Origin of the sequence: Paraburkholderia sp. JPY465, assembly GCF_050436725.1 — a bacterium.
Taxonomy (GTDB): domain Bacteria; phylum Pseudomonadota; class Gammaproteobacteria; order Burkholderiales; family Burkholderiaceae; genus Paraburkholderia; species Paraburkholderia youngii.
In genome coordinates this window covers 1,480,381-1,497,363 of the sequence record NZ_JBNDMT010000003.1, presented here as the reverse complement: position 1 = coordinate 1,497,363, position 16,983 = coordinate 1,480,381, and the positions used below count along the sequence as shown (strand labels likewise).

15 protein-coding genes and 1 tRNA gene are annotated in these 16,983 nt (G+C 62.5%); 9 read left to right on the top strand and 7 right to left on the bottom strand.

The genetic code is table 11. The annotated features are described in order from the left end of the window. Positions 1-62: 62 nt before the first annotated feature. Together ispD and ispF are read left to right on the top strand one after the other, a co-directional pair. Complete coding sequence (gene ispD, locus QFZ94_RS21485) at positions 63-776, top strand: 2-C-methyl-D-erythritol 4-phosphate cytidylyltransferase (protein ID WP_429459357.1); 714 nt, start codon at positions 63-65, stop codon at positions 774-776. Positions 777-858: 82 nt separating this feature from the next. Then, positions 859-1,338: a 2-C-methyl-D-erythritol 2,4-cyclodiphosphate synthase gene (gene ispF / locus QFZ94_RS21480; RefSeq protein WP_429459355.1), complete on the top strand. Its 480-nt coding sequence runs from the start codon at positions 859-861 to the stop codon at positions 1,336-1,338. Between the two features lie 34 nt (positions 1,339-1,372). Here ispF and QFZ94_RS21475 read toward each other — a convergent pair whose 3' ends face one another. The 3 genes from QFZ94_RS21475 to ompR all read right to left on the bottom strand — a co-directional run bounded on the left by QFZ94_RS21475 (position 1,373) and on the right by ompR (position 4,227). Further along, on the bottom strand, positions 1,373-1,921 hold the full coding sequence (locus tag QFZ94_RS21475; RefSeq protein ID WP_368585945.1) for a peroxiredoxin: 549 nt from the start codon (positions 1,919-1,921) through the stop codon (positions 1,373-1,375). A 76-nt stretch (positions 1,922-1,997) separates the two neighbouring features. Then, a complete protein-coding gene (locus QFZ94_RS21470) occupies positions 1,998-3,347 on the bottom strand; it encodes an ATP-binding protein (RefSeq protein ID WP_013089393.1) in 1,350 nt (449 codons plus the stop codon). Between the two features lie 145 nt (positions 3,348-3,492). Further along, positions 3,493-4,227, bottom strand: a complete 735-nt coding sequence (gene ompR, locus QFZ94_RS21465) for a two-component system response regulator OmpR (RefSeq protein ID WP_006048917.1) — start codon at positions 4,225-4,227, stop codon at positions 3,493-3,495. Between the two features lie 227 nt (positions 4,228-4,454). Here ompR and QFZ94_RS21460 point away from each other — a divergent pair, with 227 nt between their 5' ends. Next, entirely contained in the window at positions 4,455-4,781 is a 327-nt protein-coding gene (locus QFZ94_RS21460; protein ID WP_176108610.1) for a hypothetical protein, read from the top strand. Between the two features lie 679 nt (positions 4,782-5,460). Then, the gene (locus QFZ94_RS21455) at positions 5,461-6,636 is read left to right on the top strand and encodes a DUF1501 domain-containing protein (protein WP_429459351.1); all 1,176 of its coding nucleotides are present in this window, start codon (positions 5,461-5,463) and stop codon (positions 6,634-6,636) included. A 36-nt stretch (positions 6,637-6,672) separates the two neighbouring features. Here the strand turns inward: QFZ94_RS21455 and QFZ94_RS21450 are convergent, their stop codons facing one another. Next, positions 6,673-7,509 carry a squalene/phytoene synthase family protein gene (locus QFZ94_RS21450; protein ID WP_368585942.1) on the bottom strand — a complete coding sequence of 279 codons (837 nt, stop codon included), beginning with the start codon at positions 7,507-7,509 and terminating at the stop codon, positions 6,673-6,675. Between the two features lie 230 nt (positions 7,510-7,739). Here QFZ94_RS21450 and QFZ94_RS21445 point away from each other — a divergent pair. Beyond that, positions 7,740-7,826, top strand: a tRNA-Leu gene (locus tag QFZ94_RS21445). A 117-nt stretch (positions 7,827-7,943) separates the two neighbouring features. Here QFZ94_RS21445 and QFZ94_RS21440 read toward each other — a convergent pair. The 3 genes from QFZ94_RS21440 to QFZ94_RS21430 all read right to left on the bottom strand — a co-directional run bounded on the left by QFZ94_RS21440 (position 7,944) and on the right by QFZ94_RS21430 (position 10,009). Continuing rightward, positions 7,944-8,231 (bottom strand): hypothetical protein, encoded by a 288-nt coding sequence (locus tag QFZ94_RS21440; RefSeq protein ID WP_429459349.1) that lies wholly within the window; start codon positions 8,229-8,231, stop codon positions 7,944-7,946. Positions 8,232-8,350: 119 nt separating this feature from the next. Then, a complete protein-coding gene (locus QFZ94_RS21435) occupies positions 8,351-8,800 on the bottom strand; it encodes a MarR family winged helix-turn-helix transcriptional regulator (RefSeq protein WP_368585940.1) in 450 nt (149 codons plus the stop codon). A gap of 63 nt (positions 8,801-8,863) precedes the next feature. After that, a complete protein-coding gene (locus QFZ94_RS21430) occupies positions 8,864-10,009 on the bottom strand; it encodes a glycerate kinase (RefSeq protein ID WP_429459346.1) in 1,146 nt (381 codons plus the stop codon). Positions 10,010-10,466: 457 nt separating this feature from the next. Here QFZ94_RS21430 and tig point away from each other — a divergent pair, with 457 nt between their 5' ends. The 4 genes from tig (at position 10,467) to lon (ending at position 16,752) form a co-directional block, all read left to right on the top strand. Next, the gene (gene tig, locus QFZ94_RS21425; protein ID WP_429459344.1) at positions 10,467-11,813 is read left to right on the top strand and encodes a trigger factor; all 1,347 of its coding nucleotides are present in this window, start codon (positions 10,467-10,469) and stop codon (positions 11,811-11,813) included. 195 nt (positions 11,814-12,008) lie between these two features. After that, complete coding sequence (clpP, locus tag QFZ94_RS21420; protein ID WP_013089401.1) at positions 12,009-12,662, top strand: ATP-dependent Clp endopeptidase proteolytic subunit ClpP; 654 nt, start codon at positions 12,009-12,011, stop codon at positions 12,660-12,662. A gap of 196 nt (positions 12,663-12,858) precedes the next feature. Next, positions 12,859-14,130, top strand: coding sequence for an ATP-dependent Clp protease ATP-binding subunit ClpX (gene clpX / locus QFZ94_RS21415; RefSeq protein WP_013089402.1), 1,272 nt, complete (start codon positions 12,859-12,861; stop codon positions 14,128-14,130). Positions 14,131-14,331: 201 nt separating this feature from the next. Next, positions 14,332-16,752, top strand: a complete 2,421-nt coding sequence (lon, locus tag QFZ94_RS21410; protein ID WP_018432018.1) for an endopeptidase La — start codon at positions 14,332-14,334, stop codon at positions 16,750-16,752. Positions 16,753-16,983: the final 231 nt, after the last annotated feature.

Sequence of the window (16,983 nt, the reverse complement as noted above, 5' to 3'; positions counted from 1 at the left end):
GTGAATGCGAAGGACGTATTATAAAATCCGTCCTTTACTTTGACCTGGCGGCATCCGCACTCGTGACTTCCCGTCTCTTCGCCCTGATCCCGTGCGCGGGCACCGGCAGCCGTTCCGGCGCCGCGATGCCCAAGCAATACCGCACTGTCGCCGGCCGTGACATGCTGCATTACTCGCTCGCCGCGTTCGACGCGTGCAGCGAATTCACGCAGACGCTAGTCGTCATCGCGCCCGACGACCAGCACTTCGACGCGCGCCGCTTCGGCAATCTGCGTTTCGCGGTGCGGCGCGTCGGCGGCGCGTCGCGCCAGGCGTCGGTGCTCAACGGTCTGCACGCGCTCGCCGAGTTCGGCGCCCACGACGACGATTGGGTGCTCGTGCACGACGCAGCCCGGCCCGGCATCACGCCAGCGCTGATCCGCACGCTGATCGGAACGCTAAAGGACGACGCGGTCGGCGGCATCATGGCGCTGCCGGTCGCCGATACATTAAAGCGTATCGACCGCGCGTCGCCCGATGGCCGCATCGCCCGTACCGAGGCACGCGACGGCTTGTGGCAGGCGCAGACCCCGCAGATGTTCCGCATCGGCATGTTGCGCGAGGCGATCCTGCGCGCGCAGGCCGACGGCCACGATCTGACCGACGAAGCGAGCGCGATCGAATGGTCGGGGCATGCGCCGAAGCTTGTGCAAGGCAGTCTGCGCAATTTCAAGGTCACGTATCCGGAAGATTTCGATCTGGCCGAGGCGATTCTGAGCCGCGCCGGCGGTTCGTGATACCTCGTATTTGCTCAATAGAAAGATTTGAGAAGGCTTTAAAGAAGCTTTAAAAGCTTCAGCACTTGAGGATGTGACGCATATGGATTTCAGAATTGGGCAAGGCTACGACGTGCATGCGCTGGTGCCGGGACGCGCGTTGATCATCGGCGGCGTGACGATTCCGTACGAGCGTGGGCTGCTCGGTCACTCGGACGCGGACGTGCTGCTGCACGCGATCACCGACGCGCTGTTCGGCGCGGCCGCGCTGGGCGATATCGGCCGCCACTTCTCCGATACCGACGCGAAGTTCGCCGGCGCCGACAGCCGCGTGCTGTTGCGCGAATGCGTGGCGCGCGTGAAGGCGGCGGGTTTTGCGATCAGCAACGTCGATAGCAGCGTGATCGCGCAGGCGCCGAAGCTTGCGCCGCATATCGAAGGGATGCGCGCGAATATTGCGGCGGACCTCGGCCTGCCGATCGAGCGCGTGAACGTCAAGGCGAAGACGAACGAGAAGCTCGGGTATCTCGGCCGCGGCGAGGGCATCGAGGCGCAGGCCGCGGTGTTGCTGGTCAGGAACTGAGAGGGCTTTTTGTTTGAGTGACCGGCGGTTCCGCTTACAGCGTCGCGCCGCCGATCGTCCGATTGCTCGGACACAGTTCGTCCGTTTGCAGGCCGTCGAGGATGCGCAGCACTTCCTGGGGATTACGGCCCACGTATAGATTGTTGACCGACACGTGCTGGATCGTGTTGTCCGGATCGACGATATAGGTCGCGCGCAGCGCGACACCCGCCTCCTTGTCGCGCACGCCGAGCTGGTCGATCAGCTCGCCTTTCACGTCGCCGAACGAGTAGTGGTTGAGCCTGTCGAGCGCCTTGTCCTCGCGGCGCCACGCGAGCTTCACGTATTCATTGTCGACGCTGCCGCCGAGCAGCACTGCCTCGCGGTCCTCGAACTCCTTGACGAGCTTGCTGAAATCGACGATTTCCGTTGGGCAGATCAGCGAAAAATCCTTCGGATAGAAGTAGATGATTTTCCACTTGCCTGGAAACGATTGATCGGTGATGTATTCGAACGCCGAGACGCCGTGTTCTTCGTGATGATTGAAGCCCGGTTTCGCGGCAATGACGGTGAACGCTTCGAGTTTGTCGCCAACGGTTTTCATGCAAAGGCTCCTTCGGAAGTCGTACAAAGCGGCGTGCTTCGAATCACGACGGCGCGCCGTGTCGCGCGCCGTCGGCTCACGCGCTCTTTGCGAGCGGAAACTCGATCGTCACTTCAAGCCCAGGTCCGGGCGAGCGGTTGCGCAACCGCAGCGCGCCGCGATAACGCGCGACGAGCCGCTGCACGATCGCCATGCCGAGGCCCGTGCCGTTGGCCTGGGTGCGCGCCGAATTCACGCGATAGAACGGCCGCGTGACGAGCGCGAGCTGGTCTTCGGGAATGCCGGGGCCTTCGTCGACCACCGACAGTTCGACGCGCGAATGCGACACGCGCGTTTCGAGAATCACGTGTGGCACACCATCGCCGTCGCTAAGACCATATTTGCGGGCGTTCTCGAGCAGATTACCGACCACGCGGCGCATGTCGGTTTCATCGGCCTCGATCACCGCCGACGGAGCGAGCCGTGTGATCAGCCGCATGCTGTCCTCGCTTTGCATCCGCGCGGCGAGCTCGCTTGCGATCACCGACAGGTCGACCGGTTCCGGCACGCGCTGCACCGGACGCGCGTAGTCGAGGAAGCGGCCGATGATCATGTCCATCTGCTCGATGTCGTCGACCATCGCGTCCTTGGTGGCCTGATCGGACGGGCTCATTTCGGTTTCGAGCCGCAGCCGCGCGAGCGGCGTGCGCAGATCGTGCGAGATGCCCGCGAGCATCAGCGCGCGATCGGCCTCGAGCTGTTCGAGGTCGCGCACCATCTGGTTGAAGCTTCGATTGGTTTCGGCGGCGACGCCCATGCCGCGCTCGGGGAGCGGCTCGGGTGATTGCCCCGAGCCGACCCGGCGCGCGGCCATCGCGAGACGCGCAAAAGGCCGGTTCACCAGACTCGTGATGAACGCCGCGCCGAACAGCGACAGCGCAAGCGCGAACACGCCCCAGCCGGCCCACTGAAGGCCGGTCGCGTTATCGAGCTGATCGCGGTCGAGCGCGACCCAGTAGTCGTCGTCGTCGATCTTGAAGCTGATCCATACGCCGTTGATGTCGTTGACGCTCTGCGCGATCACGGTGTCGTCGCCGAGACGGCCGCGGATGTCGTGCTCGATCAGACGATTCAGCGATTCGTCGGGCTGGAGTTTGTATTTGTCGGTGGCTTCGCGCGGGTACACGCGCACCCCTTCATTGCTCTCCAGATCCTGCAGCAGCGCGCGCCGCAGGTCGGGATCGGAATAGAGGAGTGCGGTGCGCGTGAGTTTGACGATCGCGACGAGTTGCAAAGCCACGCGCTGCGCACGCGGCTCCCGCTCGATCACGCGAAAGCTCTGGAACCACGCGGCGAGACTGACTGCGATCAACAGCGCGATCAGCAGAAAGGTCCGCCAGAAAAGGCCGCCGAACGCGAGCGTCAGGAGGCGCCGGTCGATCCGCATGGGCCCTTCTTATCTGGAGTCAAAGACAGAAACTATATGGGACCGAAGCAGGCGCTTTGCATGGGACCAGGTGACGCACTGAAGCGCGAACTCTGATCGACAGCTAAAACGCCTACTCTGGTCGACATGAAAACGGAGCACAAACTCAGGCTGCGCCGTCGGGAATGAACACGTAGCCGAGGCCCCACACGGTCTGAATGAAGCGCGGACTGCCCGGATCCGGCTCGATCAGCTTGCGCAGACGCGAAATCTGCACGTCGAGGCTGCGGTCGAAGACTTCGTATTCGCGGCCGCGTGCGAGCTCCATCAGCTTTTCGCGCGACAGCGGCTGACGCGGATGACGGGCGAACACCTTCAGCACCGAGAATTCACCGGTGGTAAGCGGAATTTCCTGGCCGGCCTTGGTCAGCGTGCGGGTGGCGAGATTCAGTGCGAACTCACCGAACTCGAAAACCTCGGTGGTCTCGGACGGCGCGCCCGGCAACTCGGACGGCGACTGACGGCGCAGCACCGCGTGAATGCGCGCGACCAGTTCGCGCGGATTGAACGGCTTGGGCAGGTAGTCGTCGGCACCCATCTCGAGTCCGACGATGCGATCGACATCCTCACCCTTGGCCGTCAGCATGATGATCGGCGTACGGTCGTTGCTGCCGCGCAGACGGCGGCAGATCGACAGGCCGTCCTCACCGGGCAGCATCAGATCGAGCACCAGCAGATCGAAGCGCTCGCGCACCCAGAGCTTGTTCATTGACGGCGCATTTTCGGCGACGTAGACGTTAAAGCCCTGCTCACCGAGGTAGCGGCGCAGAAGATCGCGCAGGCGTGGATCGTCGTCGACGACGAGGATTTTCGAAGGGTTTTTGGTTTCCATGGTCGGCATCTTAGCGCGATTAGAAAGTGGTGCGCGGTTACACCATTTCTGGGGTTACAGTCAGTTACAAAATTTACCCGCGGTATGGCGTGACGTAAAGTATGCGCGTTTAGACTCCTTTACTGAATGCGGCTGTTCGGTGGATACTTCACTCGACAAAACTCTCGTACCCGGCTGTTACCGGGGTTTGTATACGCATCTGAGGTAGCCGGTTGCCGCGCCACGAAGGGAACAAAATGAAGGGAGGGGTTTGGCCAAATGTGCGCCTGAGCGTGATTGCACTGGCGGTTGCCGGTACGCTCGCAGGCACACTGGGCCCGACGCTCGCCCATGCGCAGCCGTCCGCGGATAGAGCGGCGAGCGAGCATGCGCCCCGCTCCGGCAATGGCAAACCCAGCCACCGCAACCCGAGCATCGATCACCCTGCTTCAGACGTGATGTTGCGTACCGCGGTTCCCCCTGACCTCGATCAACGTCGCCGAGACGGGCATATGACGCCCGAAGAGCGTCGGCTGCTGCGGCAGCACATCGAAGACGCCGTGCGCGAGTTGTACAAGCGTTGATCTCAGCGCGCGCATCGTCGCATGAGTAGTCCTGTTGCACCTTCCGCTTCCACTTCCTGATCCGCTGCTCCGTTGAGTCGCCAGCATCTGCTCGAGTTGTGACTCGTAATGGATCCGCGTTGGCGAACCATTTCAACGTGTGTGTTGAGCGTCGCGCGAAAGCTCCCGCAGCGAAGCGAAATCACCGCCTTCCGACTGGGTGTTCGAGCCGATTCCAATGCGTGCCGAGCGCATCACATGGAGGCCGGGTCAGCGTCGCGAGCAACGAATGCGGCTCGAACAGCGTTACGGACTATTACGTGCAAGCTGAGTGCGAGAGGGTCGAACATGCCTTCGCCGCCAGTCAAGTTCATGATCGGAGCGTTGCGCGCATTCGATGTCGGCTACGACGATACCTCGCGGTTCGTCGCGCCGATTCGCGCGTTCGGTCGCGGATCAATAGCTCGACGCTGCTCGCGCACAGGCAGTTCGTCGACCATCTGGTTCGCGCAATCAGCAGTGCAGGGGCGCCGCGCATGAATGGCGCGCCAGCGCTTGCCGCGAATCAGGTGCGCCCGCCGCTGCAGCGCGTCATGGCGCGCAATGGCCGGGGTGGCGTACGCTTTGACATCGCGATTTGGCTCGCGCATATGCAACGGGCGGCCCGACACGCGCCATCATGATCACGACGAGGTGCAGCATGAAACGACGCAGCTTTTTGTCGATGAGCGCGGCCGCCGGTGCATCGCTGTGGTTGTGTCGCGGGATCGGCGCAGAGGACGCGAACGCTGCGCAGTGGGGGGATGAATCGAAAGCGCCGTTCGTGCGGGGGCGTGGTTACAGCAACCTGCTGATACTGATCGAACTCAAAGGTGGCAACGACGGTTTGAACACCGTGATCCCGTTCGCCGATCCCGCGTACTACACGCTGCGCAAAAACATCGGCATCAGACGCGAACAGATGATCCAGCTCGACGAGCGCACCGCGCTGCATCCCGCGTTGCAGCCGTTGATGCCGTTGTGGCGCAGCCGGCAACTCGCGATCGTGCAGGGTGTCGGCTACGCGCAGCCGAACCTGTCGCATTTCCGGTCGATCGAGATCTGGGATACCGCGTCGCGCGCCGATCAGTATCTGCGGGACGGCTGGCTTACGCGCGCGTTCGCGATGAAGCCGGTGCCCTTCGATTTCGCGGCCGACGGCGTCGTCATCGGCAGCGCCGAAATGGGGCCGCTCGCAAATGGCGCGCGCGCGATCGCGCTGGTCAATCGCACGCCGTTCGTCGGGGCATCGCGACTCGCGACGCCGGTGCCTGAGTTGAAGACCGCGTTTCCAGGTGGCGCGTTCGGCAGTTCGATCAAAACGGCGATGCAGGTGCTGGCCGCTTCGGACAGCCGGAGGATGGTTGCGGCCGGACGCAAGCGAATGGAGCCGCCGTGGAGCGGCCAGGGCGTGGCCGTGATCCGGCTAACGCTGAACGGTTTCGATACGCACCAGAACCAGCGCGGACAGCACGCCGCATTGCTTCAACACTTCGCGGAAGGGATGGTGGCGATGCAGGCCGCGCTCGTCGAGTTGGGCCGCTGGAGCGATACGCTCGTGATGACGTATGCGGAGTTCGGGCGCCGTCCGCGCGAGAATGAGAGCAACGGCACCGATCACGGCACGGTGGCGCCGCACTTCGTGACGGGTGCTCGCGTGCGGGGCGGTTTGTATGGCGTATCGCCGATGCTCGCGCGGCTCGACGGAAATGGCAACCTGCCGGTCGGCGTGGATTTTCGCCACATTTATGCGACGGTGCTCGGGCCCTGGTGGGGGGTGGACGCATCGACGATTCTGCAGCAGCGGTTCGAGCCGCTGCCGTTGCTGCGGGTGTGAGCGGACGGGCGCGAATCGACGCGCCTCGCTGTCAGGCTACTTCGCGCGCCACGCGATCCATAGTTTGCGGATCGGCGTCAACGCGATGCGTTGATGCAGCACGTGATAGCCGTCGCGCTCGATTTCATCGAGCAGCGCCAACGCGAGCGCCGCGAGCGCGAGCAGCGTGCGCTGAGCGCGCCGCGCGCTGGCGGGCACCGCGGCGAGCGCGCTCTGCACGGCATCGCGCGCGCGGTGCGTCTCGAAGCGCATCAGCTCGGTGAACGCGTCGGTGTATTTGCGGTTGATCAGATCGGCGGCGGTGACGTTGTAGCGCTGCATCTCGTCGATCGGAACGTAGATGCGGCCGTGCCGCGCATCGTTGCCGGTTTCGGCGACGAACTGCGCGAGCATCAGCGCCTCGCCGAGCGGAGCCGCCCACGTCGACGCTTGCGCGGCATCGTCGGCCGATCCGGCTGCCGCAGCGCGCGACACCAGCGACGCAAAATTGCCGCCAACCCCGCGCACATAGCGGCGCAGGTTCGGATAGTCGAGATAGCGTGCCTGGTCGAGATCCATCTCGAAGCCCGCGAGCAGTTCCTGTAGAGCGGGATACTCGGCCTGCGCGTCGGGCAGGTAGGCCGCGAGCGCCTTGGACACCGGATGCGACGGCGAGCCCGCGGCGAGCGCCGCAATTTCTTTCTGCCACCACGCGAGCTTGGTGCGGCCGACCGCGGGATCGCTCGTCTCCTTGACCGTTTCCTCGAACTCGCGACGCAATGCGAAGAGCGCCGTCAACAGCGGCTGACTGGCTGCGCGCGCCTGGCGAAGCGCATAGTAGGTGCTCGATCCTGGGGGCGCCGCTTTCTGCTGGCAATAGTCGTCGAAATTCACGGGATGAGAGTGTGGGGAAGGGCTGGCGAGAAGGGCGCTGGCGTCCTTTGCGGCGCCCGTCCCGGCGAGCCGAAAATTGTAGCATCGGCGCCGCGCGCGCAGATACCGCTGGGTGCAGACAAGCGCGAATCAATCGGTTAGAATCTCGCGCTTACGCTTTCGGGCACGTTGTTTGGCGCGTCTGGAAGTGCACAGGACATCGGGCACGACGCATTGCGGCGTACCCGGCTGCGAGGGTGGCGAAATTGGTAGACGCACCAGGTTTAGGTCCTGACGCCCGCAAGGGTGTAGGGGTTCGAGTCCCCTCCCTCGCACCATTTATTGGAGTCAAGAAAACCCCGTCAAGTCCTTGGACCGGCGGGGTTTTTTCTTTGCTGCACGGTCTCTGCAGGGCCGCAGCATTGCCCCGCGGCCTGTCATTGCGAGCACGCGACTCAGGCGCCCGGTGTTCCCGGCGATTCCTGCGAACCCGGCAACTCCGCATGCGCGGCACCTTCGAGGAAGCGGCGCGTCGACTCGAATGCCTGCAGCATCTGGTCCGGCCACGGCGTTTGCAGCATCACGGCCTGATGATTTTCAAATGCCGACGACAGCAGTTTCGCCAGTTCCGGCGAACGAAGATGACGCAGCACGACGCTGACCGCGATTGCGGTTGCCTGGCTCGCGCCGGCGGTCTGGAGTTCCGACGCGGTGAGCGCCGCTACCTGTTTGTTGATGTCCACTGAAACGTCCCTGGATGAAAAAGAGGGTGAAGGCGCGTTCGCCAATGCTCAATTTTGACACGTGCCGCCCGATGCCGTGGGGGGGCGCTCTTCAAACATGGCCGGTTCGTCTCGCGCCATCACTCGCGCGCGTTCATCGCGCGGATCACCTTGTCGAGCGCCGCGCCGAAAGCGGCCCTTTCTTCTTCGTCTAGACAGTCGAACATATCGCCGTTCCATTTGCGCGCGATCGGCATCACCTTGCGATACAGCGCGCGGCCTTCCTGCGTGAGCGAGACCAGCACGACGCGGCCGTCTGCGGCGCTCGTCTCGCGCTGCACGAGTCCCTGCCGGATCAGCGCTTCGGCTGCGCGACTCGCCTGGCTTTTGTCCAGATTGGCATGGCGTGCCAGTTCCATGATCGAGAATGGTCCGAACGATCCCACCGACGCAATCACACGCGCTTCAGGCAGCGTTACGTCGAGCTTCGCCGCGTAGCGCGCGCTGATGCCGCGCTCGGCCAGTTTGTTCAAAACATGCAGACGATACGTGAGGAACTGCTCGAGCCCGGCTTTGGCGGAGTCCTTCATGGTCACCCCGTGATGAGTGGAACCGTCGTGGCGCTGTGATTGTTGCGGCAACCGTTTCGCGGGTCAACGCGCGCCGTATTTCAGGCGCGTCAACTGCTCGGCCTCGTTGGCGAGCAGGCGCGCTGTGTCGCGAATCGCGACGTCGAGCGCGATCGGCCCAGGCGCCGGCGAAAAGCAGCCGTTGAAGTGTTCGGCAAGACGCGGCAGTGCGGCGGGGTCGACCGCGCCGGACAGCAGCGTGGCGGGCACGCCCGCGGCTCGCGCATGCGCGCACGCGATGAAGGGCGCCTTGCCGTGCAGCGTCTGTACGTCGGAGCGGCCTTCGCCGGTGATCAGCCAGTCGGCGCCGGCGAGCGCCGCGTCGAGGCCGATTTGCCGCGCGACCGTTTCCGCGCCCGGCTCGAACTGCGCGCCGAGCATGTGCAACGCGAAGCCGAGGCCGCCTGCCGCGCCCGCACCCGGCAGGTCCCGCGCGCTGTGGCCGAGCGCGGCTTCGAGCAGATCGGCGAAGCGCGCGAGCGCCGCGTCGATCGGTGCGACCTGTTCGGGCTTTACGCCTTTTTGCGGTCCGAAGATCGCGGTCGCGCCGTGCTCGCCGGTCAGCGGATTGTCGACGTCCGACATGCCGACGAACTGCGTGTCGGCAAGCCGCGCGTCGAGCAGCGACGCATCGACCCGGGCCACACGTGCAAGCTGCTCGGGCGTGCCTTCGAGCGCGTTGCCTTGCGCGTCGAACAGTTGCAGGCCGAGGCCGGTCAGCAGACCGGCGCCGCCGTCGTTCGTGCTGCTGCCGCCGAGCGCGACGAAAAAGCGCCGCACGCCGGCGTCGAGCAGCGCGCGAATCGCTTCACCCATGCCGCGCGTGCTGCGCGCCTCGACCGGCACGCCCATGCCCACTGGGTCTGTAATACCGACGATTTCCGCCGTCTCGATGATTGCGCTGCCGTCCGCGAGCAGGCCTGTGAGCGCCGCGCGCGTCGGGCCGGCCGCGCCGCGCACGCTGAGCGTGCGGCGCTCGCCACCGCTCGTGAGCATGGCGTCGAGCGTGCCTTCGCCGCCGTCAGCCATAGGACAAATGCGCACGCTCGCGTCGGGGCGTGCACGCTGGATGCCGGATGCGATCGCCTGCGCGACCTGTTCCGCGCTGAGCGAGCCTTTGAATGAATCGGGAGCGATGACGACGACAGGCGAGGGCGACGAATTCGGCATGGTGTCTCTGAGAGGTTTGAGTCGTTGTAAGCGGTTGCTGGAGCCGATGAAGCGACCGGCAGCTGGTGACCGGCGGTGGCGGCCCGACCGAGTGCGTTAGCTTATCAGCATGGGGACGTCGGCTGAATATGTCGAAAGGCATAGGCAGGATCGCTGCAAACCGGATAGCGAGGCCAGCGACAAATCACGCTCGCTGTGCCAAAACCACCCGAAAATGCCCCGCAAAACGCGCAGAATGCAGGGAAAACTCGATGCATTCATCGAATCCCGGCTAGGCGCGCAAATAGTTTGCTAAAATATTTGGCTCTTTGGACTCAACCGTGCTGCCGGCGGCCTGCAAGCCCGCGGCGCAGGTGCGTGATCGATGCAATCGGCGCAAATCGATGCGAAGCGACATCGACGGGCAGCACGGAGAAGATAACTGATTCGCTCGAATAATTTTAGGACGATTGAAGCCATGGCTAACGTTGTTGAAAACCTCGGCAAGCTCGAACGCCGCGTGACGATTTCCCTGCCGAAGGATGCCGTGCAGAAGGAAGTGGATTCGCGTATCCGTCAACTCGCGAAGAACGTGCGCATGCCGGGTTTCCGCCCGGGCAAGGTGCCGCTCAAGATGGTCACGCAACAGTATTCGGGCCAGGTGGAAGCCGAAGTGCTGAGCGACAAGGTCGGCAAGGAATTCTTCGACATCAGCCGCGCCGAGAACCTGCGTGTCGCGGGTCAGCCGAGCTTCGCGCCGAAGACCGACGCCGCTGAAGGCAGCTACGCGTTCGACGCGACCTTCGAGGTGTACCCGGAAGTGAAGCTGGGCGACGTCGCCACGGCTGAAATCGAGCGCACCACCACCAGCATCAGCGAAGCGGAAATCGACCGCACGCTGGACATCCTGCGCAAGCAGCGCGTGCACTTCCACGCTCGCGGCGAAGCCGGCGAGCACGGCGACGGCGGGGCGGACACGGCCGCCAAAGACGGCGACCGCGTGACGGTCGACTTCGTCGGCAAGATCGACGGTGAAGCATTCCAAGGCGGTAGCGCCGAAGACTTCGGCTTCGTCCTCGGCGAAGGCCGCATGCTGCCGGAATTCGAAAAAGCCGCGTTGGGCCTGAAGGTCGGCGAGGCGAAGGAATTCGACCTGAAGTTCCCGGACGACTACCACGGCAAGGAAGTGGCGGGCAAGACGGCGCAATTCACGATCACGATGAAAAAGATCGAATGGCCGCATCTGCCGGAAGTCGACGGCGAATTCGCGAAATCGCTCGGCATCCAGGACGGCGATCTGACCAAGATGCGCGCCGAAATCAAGGACAACCTCGAGCGCGAAGCGAAGCGCCGCACGCAAGCCATCGTCAAGAACCAGGTGATGGACGCGCTGCTGAAGATCGCGGAACTCGACGTACCGAACGCGCTGATCGAACAGGATCAGGAACGCCTCGTCGCTATGGCTCGCCAGGATCTGGAGCAGCGTGGCGTGCCGAACGCCAAGGACGCGCCGATCCCGGCTGCAATGTTCAAGGAGCAGGCCGAGCGCCGCGTCAAGCTGGGCCTCGTGCTGGCCGAGCTCGTGAAGGCGAATGAACTGCAGGCGAAGCCGGAGCAGATTCGTGCCGAAGTCGACGAATTCGCGAAAAGCTACGAAGACCCGAAGGAAGTCGTCCGCTGGTATTATTCGAACCAGCAACGTCTTGCTGAAATGGAAGCGTACGTCGTTGAAGCCAACGTCGTCGACTTCGTCGTCAGCAAGGCCAAGGTGACGGACAAGGAAGTGAGCTTCGAGGAACTGGCAAGCGCAACGGCGCAAGCGTAAGCGTCGCTGCAACGGCGTGCCGGCTGTCGGAGCGACCGACGGCCCGCACGCCGTTTTTTTGCGCCGCGAGAGTGTGGGTGACGTACCGGATCTGTTTGTACGCGCACACAAGGACGGCACTTGAATACGGGCTCGTCGCACCAACCTGTGTCCAGCAGCTAATATTCAGAATATTTCCAGACAAGGATCCATTGCATGACCTTTCGCGCCCAAATGCTGGACACGTTGACCTCCCAGTCGTCCCGGGATCTCGAAGCGCAGGCACTCGGTCTGGTGCCGATCGTCGTGGAAACGAGCGGCCGGGGCGAGCGTTCGTATGATATCTACTCGCGTCTGCTGAAGGAACGCATTGTGTTCCTCGTAGGCGAAGTGAACGACCAGACGGCCAATCTGGTGGTTGCGCAGATGCTGTTTCTCGAAAGCGAGAATCCGGACAAGGACATCTACTTCTACATTAACAGCCCGGGCGGCTCCGTGTCTGCCGGTATGGCGATCTACGATACGATGCAGTTCATTAAGCCGGACGTTTCGACCCTTTGCATGGGCCTCGCGGCAAGCATGGGCGCGTTCCTGCTCGCGGCCGGCGCGAAGGGCAAGCGCTTTGCGCTGCCGAATTCGCGCGTGATGATTCACCAGCCGCTCGGCGGCGCGCGCGGTCAGGCATCGGATATCGAAATCCAGGCGCGCGAAATCCTGTACCTGAAGGATCGGCTGAATCACCTGCTCGCGCACCACACCGGTCAGCCCGTCGAGCGTATCGCGCGTGACACCGACCGCGACAATTTCATGTCCGGCGATGACGCGCAGGCGTACGGCCTTGTCGACCAGGTGGCGCACAAGCGTCCTTGATCTGGTACGGTTTTGCCACGCTGTTTTGCCCACGGTCGCGGCAAAACCGTCATCGGGCCGGTGGTGAATGTTCAACTTCCGTCCGGGCGTCTGCGGCAAGCGCCGTTATCGTGCTAACTAGCCCGGCCGCGCCCAAACTGCGTGGCGGGGGCAAACGGCGTATTATGTAATCCGGTGTCCGGAGGCTCACACATCTATGGCGGACAAGAAAGGTTCTAACAGCGAAAAGCTGTTGTATTGCTCGTTTTGCGGCAAGAGCCAGCATGAGGTCAAGAAACTGATTGCTGGCCCGTCGGTGTTCATCTGCGATGAATGTATCGATCTTTGCAACGAAATCATTCGTGACGAGGCTGCAGGCGCGGGCATCGAGGCGGGCTTGTCGAAGTCCGACCTGCCGACTCCGCAGGAAATCCGCGAAATTCTCGACCAGTACGTGATCGGTCAGGAGCGCGCGAAGAAAATCCTCGCGGTCGCGGTCTACAACCATTACAAGCGTCTCAAGCATCTCGACAAGAAGGACGAAATCGAGCTGTCGAAAAGCAACATCCTGCTGATCGGCCCGACCGGCTCCGGCAAGACGCTGCTCGCGCAGACGCTCGCGCGCCTTCTGAACGTACCGTTCGTGATCGCAGACGCGACCACGCTGACGGAAGCCGGCTATGTCGGTGAAGACGTCGAGAACATCATCCAGAAGCTGCTGCAAAATTGTAACTACGAGGTGGACAAGGCCCAGCGCGGCATTGTCTACATTGACGAGATCGACAAGATCAGCCGCAAGTCCGACAACCCGTCCATCACGCGCGACGTGTCGGGCGAGGGCGTGCAGCAGGCTCTGCTGAAGCTGGTCGAAGGCACAATGGCGTCGGTGCCGCCGCAAGGTGGCCGTAAGCATCCGAACCAGGACTTCATCCAGGTCGATACGACCAACATCCTGTTCATCTGCGGCGGCGCGTTCGACGGCCTTGAAAAGGTCATCGTCGACCGTACCGAGAAGACCGGCATCGGTTTTGGCGCCAGCGTGAAGAGCAAGCAGGACCGCGATGCCGGCGAAGTGCTGCGTGAAGTGGAACCGGAAGATCTGATCAAGTTCGGCCTGATTCCAGAACTGATCGGCCGTCTGCCGGTGGTCGCCACGCTCGGCAAGCTCGACGAAGCAGCGCTGATGAAGATTCTCGTCGAACCGAAGAATGCGCTGGTCAAGCAGTATCACAAGCTCTTCAGCATGGAGCGCGTCGAACTGGAAATTCGTCCGGCCGCGCTGCAGGCCGTGGCGCGCAAGGCGATCCGCCGCAAGACCGGGGCGCGGGGCCTGCGTTCGATACTGGAACAGGCGTTGCTCGATGTGATGTACGACCTTCCGCAAATGAAAGGTGTCAGCAAGGTCATCATCGACGACAACGTTATCGACGGCGACGGCAAACCGCTGCTGATCTACGAAGACGCGCCGAAGGTCGCGGGTTCGAACTGATCGGCTTTCGAGTTCTGCAAAAAAGCCGTTCATGGCGACGTGAACGGCTTTTTCGTTTATCGTGTGGTCAGGCTGGTTGTTCTCAACTATGGAGTCACTGAATCTTCGGAGTCACTGAACTTTTCCCACACGCGGAGGCTTGCAATATTTTCTGCTGGCCTCACCTATCGAACGAACTGATTCCACTCATGGGGAAATGAAATGTCAGGAACCCAACTCCTCCCGCCGGAACGCATTACGCTGCCGCTGCTCCCGCTGCGCGACGTAGTCGTTTTCCCGCACATGGTGATTCCGCTCTTCGTAGGCCGCCCGAAGTCGATCAAGGCTCTCGAAGCAGCGATGGAAGGCGGCAAGCACATCATGCTCGTCGCCCAGAAAACGGCTGCGAAAGATGAGCCGACCGAAAAGGACATGTACGAAGTAGGGTGTATCGCCAACATCCTGCAGATGCTCAAACTGCCCGACGGTACCGTGAAGGTGCTCGTCGAAGGCTTGCAGCGCGCGAAGACGCTTTCCATCGAAGAACAGGAAACGCAGTTCTCGTGCGAAGTCATGCCGCTCGAACCCGACCACGCCGACAGCGCTGAAACCGAAGCGCTGCGTCGCGCGATCGTGTCGCAGTTCGACCAGTATGTGAAGCTGAACAAGAAGATCCCGCCGGAGATCCTGACCTCCTTGTCGGGTATCGACGAAGCTGGGCGTCTCGCGGACACAATTGCCGCGCATCTGCCGCTCAAGCTCGACCAGAAGCAACACATCCTCGAGATGTTCCCGGTGATCGAGCGGCTCGAGCATCTGCTCGCGCAACTCGAAGCCGAGATCGACATCCTGCAGGTCGAAAAGCGTATCCGTGGACGCGTGAAGCGTCAGATGGAGAAGAGCCAGCGCGAGTACTACCTGAACGAACAGGTCAAGGCGATCCAGAAGGAACTCGGCGAAGGCGAAGAAGGTGCAGATCTCGAGGAGCTCGAGAAGCGCATCACGGCCGCCCGCATGCCGAAGGAAGCGAAGAAGAAGGCCGACGCCGAGCTGAAGAAGCTCAAGCTGATGTCGCCGATGTCGGCGGAAGCGACGGTCGTGCGCAACTACATCGACACGCTGATCGGCTTGCCGTGGCGCAAGAAGAGCAAGGTCAACAACGATCTGTCGAATGCTGAGCGCGTCCTCGACGAAGACCACTTCGGTCTCGAGAAGGTGAAGGAACGCATTCTCGAGTATCTCGCAGTCCAGCAACGTGTCGACAAGGTCAAGGCGCCGATTCTGTGCCTCGTTGGGCCTCCGGGTGTGGGTAAGACTTCACTCGGCCAGTCGATCGCGCGCGCGACGAACCGCAAGTTCGTGCGCATGGCATTGGGCGGCGTGCGTGACGAAGCCGAGATTCGCGGCCACCGCCGTACGTACATCGGTTCGATGCCGGGCAAGATCCTGCAGAGCCTGACCAAGGTCGGCGTGCGCAATCCGCTCTTCCTGCTCGACGAAGTCGACAAGATGGGCCAGGATTTCCGCGGCGATCCGTCGTCGGCGCTGCTCGAAGTGCTCGATCCGGAACAGAACCATACGTTTGCCGACCACTACGTCGAGGTCGATTTCGACCTGTCGGACGTGATGTTCGTCGCGACGTCGAACTCGCTGAACATTCCGCCGCCGCTGCTCGACCGGATGGAAGTGATTCGTCTGTCTGGCTATACGGAAGACGAGAAGGTCAGCATCGCGCAGCGTTATCTGTTGCCGAAGCAGAAGAAGAACAACGGCCTCAAGGATGGCGAGGTCGATGTGACCGAATCCGCGATCCGCGACATCATTCGCTACTACACGCGTGAAGCGGGCGTGCGTTCGCTCGAGCGTGAAGTGTCGAAGATTTGCCGCAAGGTCGTGAAGATGCTTCTGCTGAAGAAGGCGGAAGGCGCGGTGAAGGTCGACGGTAGCAATCTCGACACGTTCCTCGGCGTGCGCAAGTACGACTTCGGTCTAGCCGCCAAGGAAAATCAGGTGGGCCAGGTCACGGGTCTCGCGTGGACGGAAGTGGGCGGCGATCTGCTGACTATCGAAGCGGCAGTGATGCCGGGCAAGGGCAATGTGATCCGCACGGGTTCGCTCGGCGACGTGATGAAGGAATCCGTCGAAGCGGCACGCTCGGTCGTGCGTTCCCGTTCGCGTCGTCTTGGCATCAAGGACGAAGCGTTCGACAAACAGGACATTCACATCCACGTGCCGGAAGGCGCGACGCCGAAAGATGGTCCTTCGGCTGGTATCGCGATGACGACCGCGCTGGTGTCGGTGTTGACCGGCATTCCGGTGCGCGCCGATGTCGCGATGACGGGCGAAATCACGTTGCGTGGCGAAGTCCTGCCCATCGGCGGTCTGAAGGAGAAACTGCTGGCGGCGCATCGCGGTGGCATCAAGCTGGTGCTGATTCCGGAAGAAAACGTCAAGGATTTGACGGAGATTCCGGACAACGTGAAGAACGCGATCGAAATCGTGCCCGTCCGCTGGATCGATAAGGTACTCGAACTTGCGCTCGAACGTGTGCCGCAGGCGTTGCCGGAAGAAGAGCCGAAGCCTTCGGCGCCGGTTGGTGCCGAGCCGGGCAAGGATGCCGCGACGGACGTCGTCAAGCACTAAGGTCCGAGCCGCATCAGAATGCGCTGACGTCAAACAGCAGCGCTGTTGCTCGCTGAAGTAGAAAACCCGCGGTCAAGGCCGCGGGTTTTTTTATTGCCTGCGCGACCTTGTCGCGGTGTCGGATCACCAGACTTTCCGCTGCAACATACTGTGATGAAAGTGCCGCTCTAAAATCACCTCGATCAGGCTCAACCCCGGTTGACACAAGGGTTTCGGCCGCTTCTAATGGGG

Bases quoted from the DNA above. Each gene is read 5' to 3' on its own strand.
- ispF (WP_429459355.1), top strand. From the start codon at position 859: ATGGATTTCAGAATTGGGCAAGGCTACGACGTGCATGCGCTGGTGCCG.
- QFZ94_RS21475 (WP_368585945.1), bottom strand. From the start codon at position 1,921: ATGAAAACCGTTGGCGACAAACTCGAAGCGTTCACCGTCATTGCCGCG.
- QFZ94_RS21470 (WP_013089393.1), bottom strand. From the start codon at position 3,347: ATGCGGATCGACCGGCGCCTCCTGACGCTCGCGTTCGGCGGCCTTTTC.
- ompR (WP_006048917.1), bottom strand. From the start codon at position 4,227: ATGCCGACCATGGAAACCAAAAACCCTTCGAAAATCCTCGTCGTCGAC.
- QFZ94_RS21460 (WP_176108610.1), top strand. From the start codon at position 4,455: ATGAAGGGAGGGGTTTGGCCAAATGTGCGCCTGAGCGTGATTGCACTG.
- QFZ94_RS21455 (WP_429459351.1), top strand. From the start codon at position 5,461: ATGAAACGACGCAGCTTTTTGTCGATGAGCGCGGCCGCCGGTGCATCG.
- QFZ94_RS21435 (WP_368585940.1), bottom strand. From the start codon at position 8,800: ATGAAGGACTCCGCCAAAGCCGGGCTCGAGCAGTTCCTCACGTATCGT.
- QFZ94_RS21430 (WP_429459346.1), bottom strand. From the start codon at position 10,009: ATGCCGAATTCGTCGCCCTCGCCTGTCGTCGTCATCGCTCCCGATTCA.
- tig (WP_429459344.1), top strand. From the start codon at position 10,467: ATGGCTAACGTTGTTGAAAACCTCGGCAAGCTCGAACGCCGCGTGACG.
- clpP (WP_013089401.1), top strand. From the start codon at position 12,009: ATGACCTTTCGCGCCCAAATGCTGGACACGTTGACCTCCCAGTCGTCC.
- clpX (WP_013089402.1), top strand. From the start codon at position 12,859: ATGGCGGACAAGAAAGGTTCTAACAGCGAAAAGCTGTTGTATTGCTCG.
- lon (WP_018432018.1), top strand. From the start codon at position 14,332: ATGTCAGGAACCCAACTCCTCCCGCCGGAACGCATTACGCTGCCGCTG.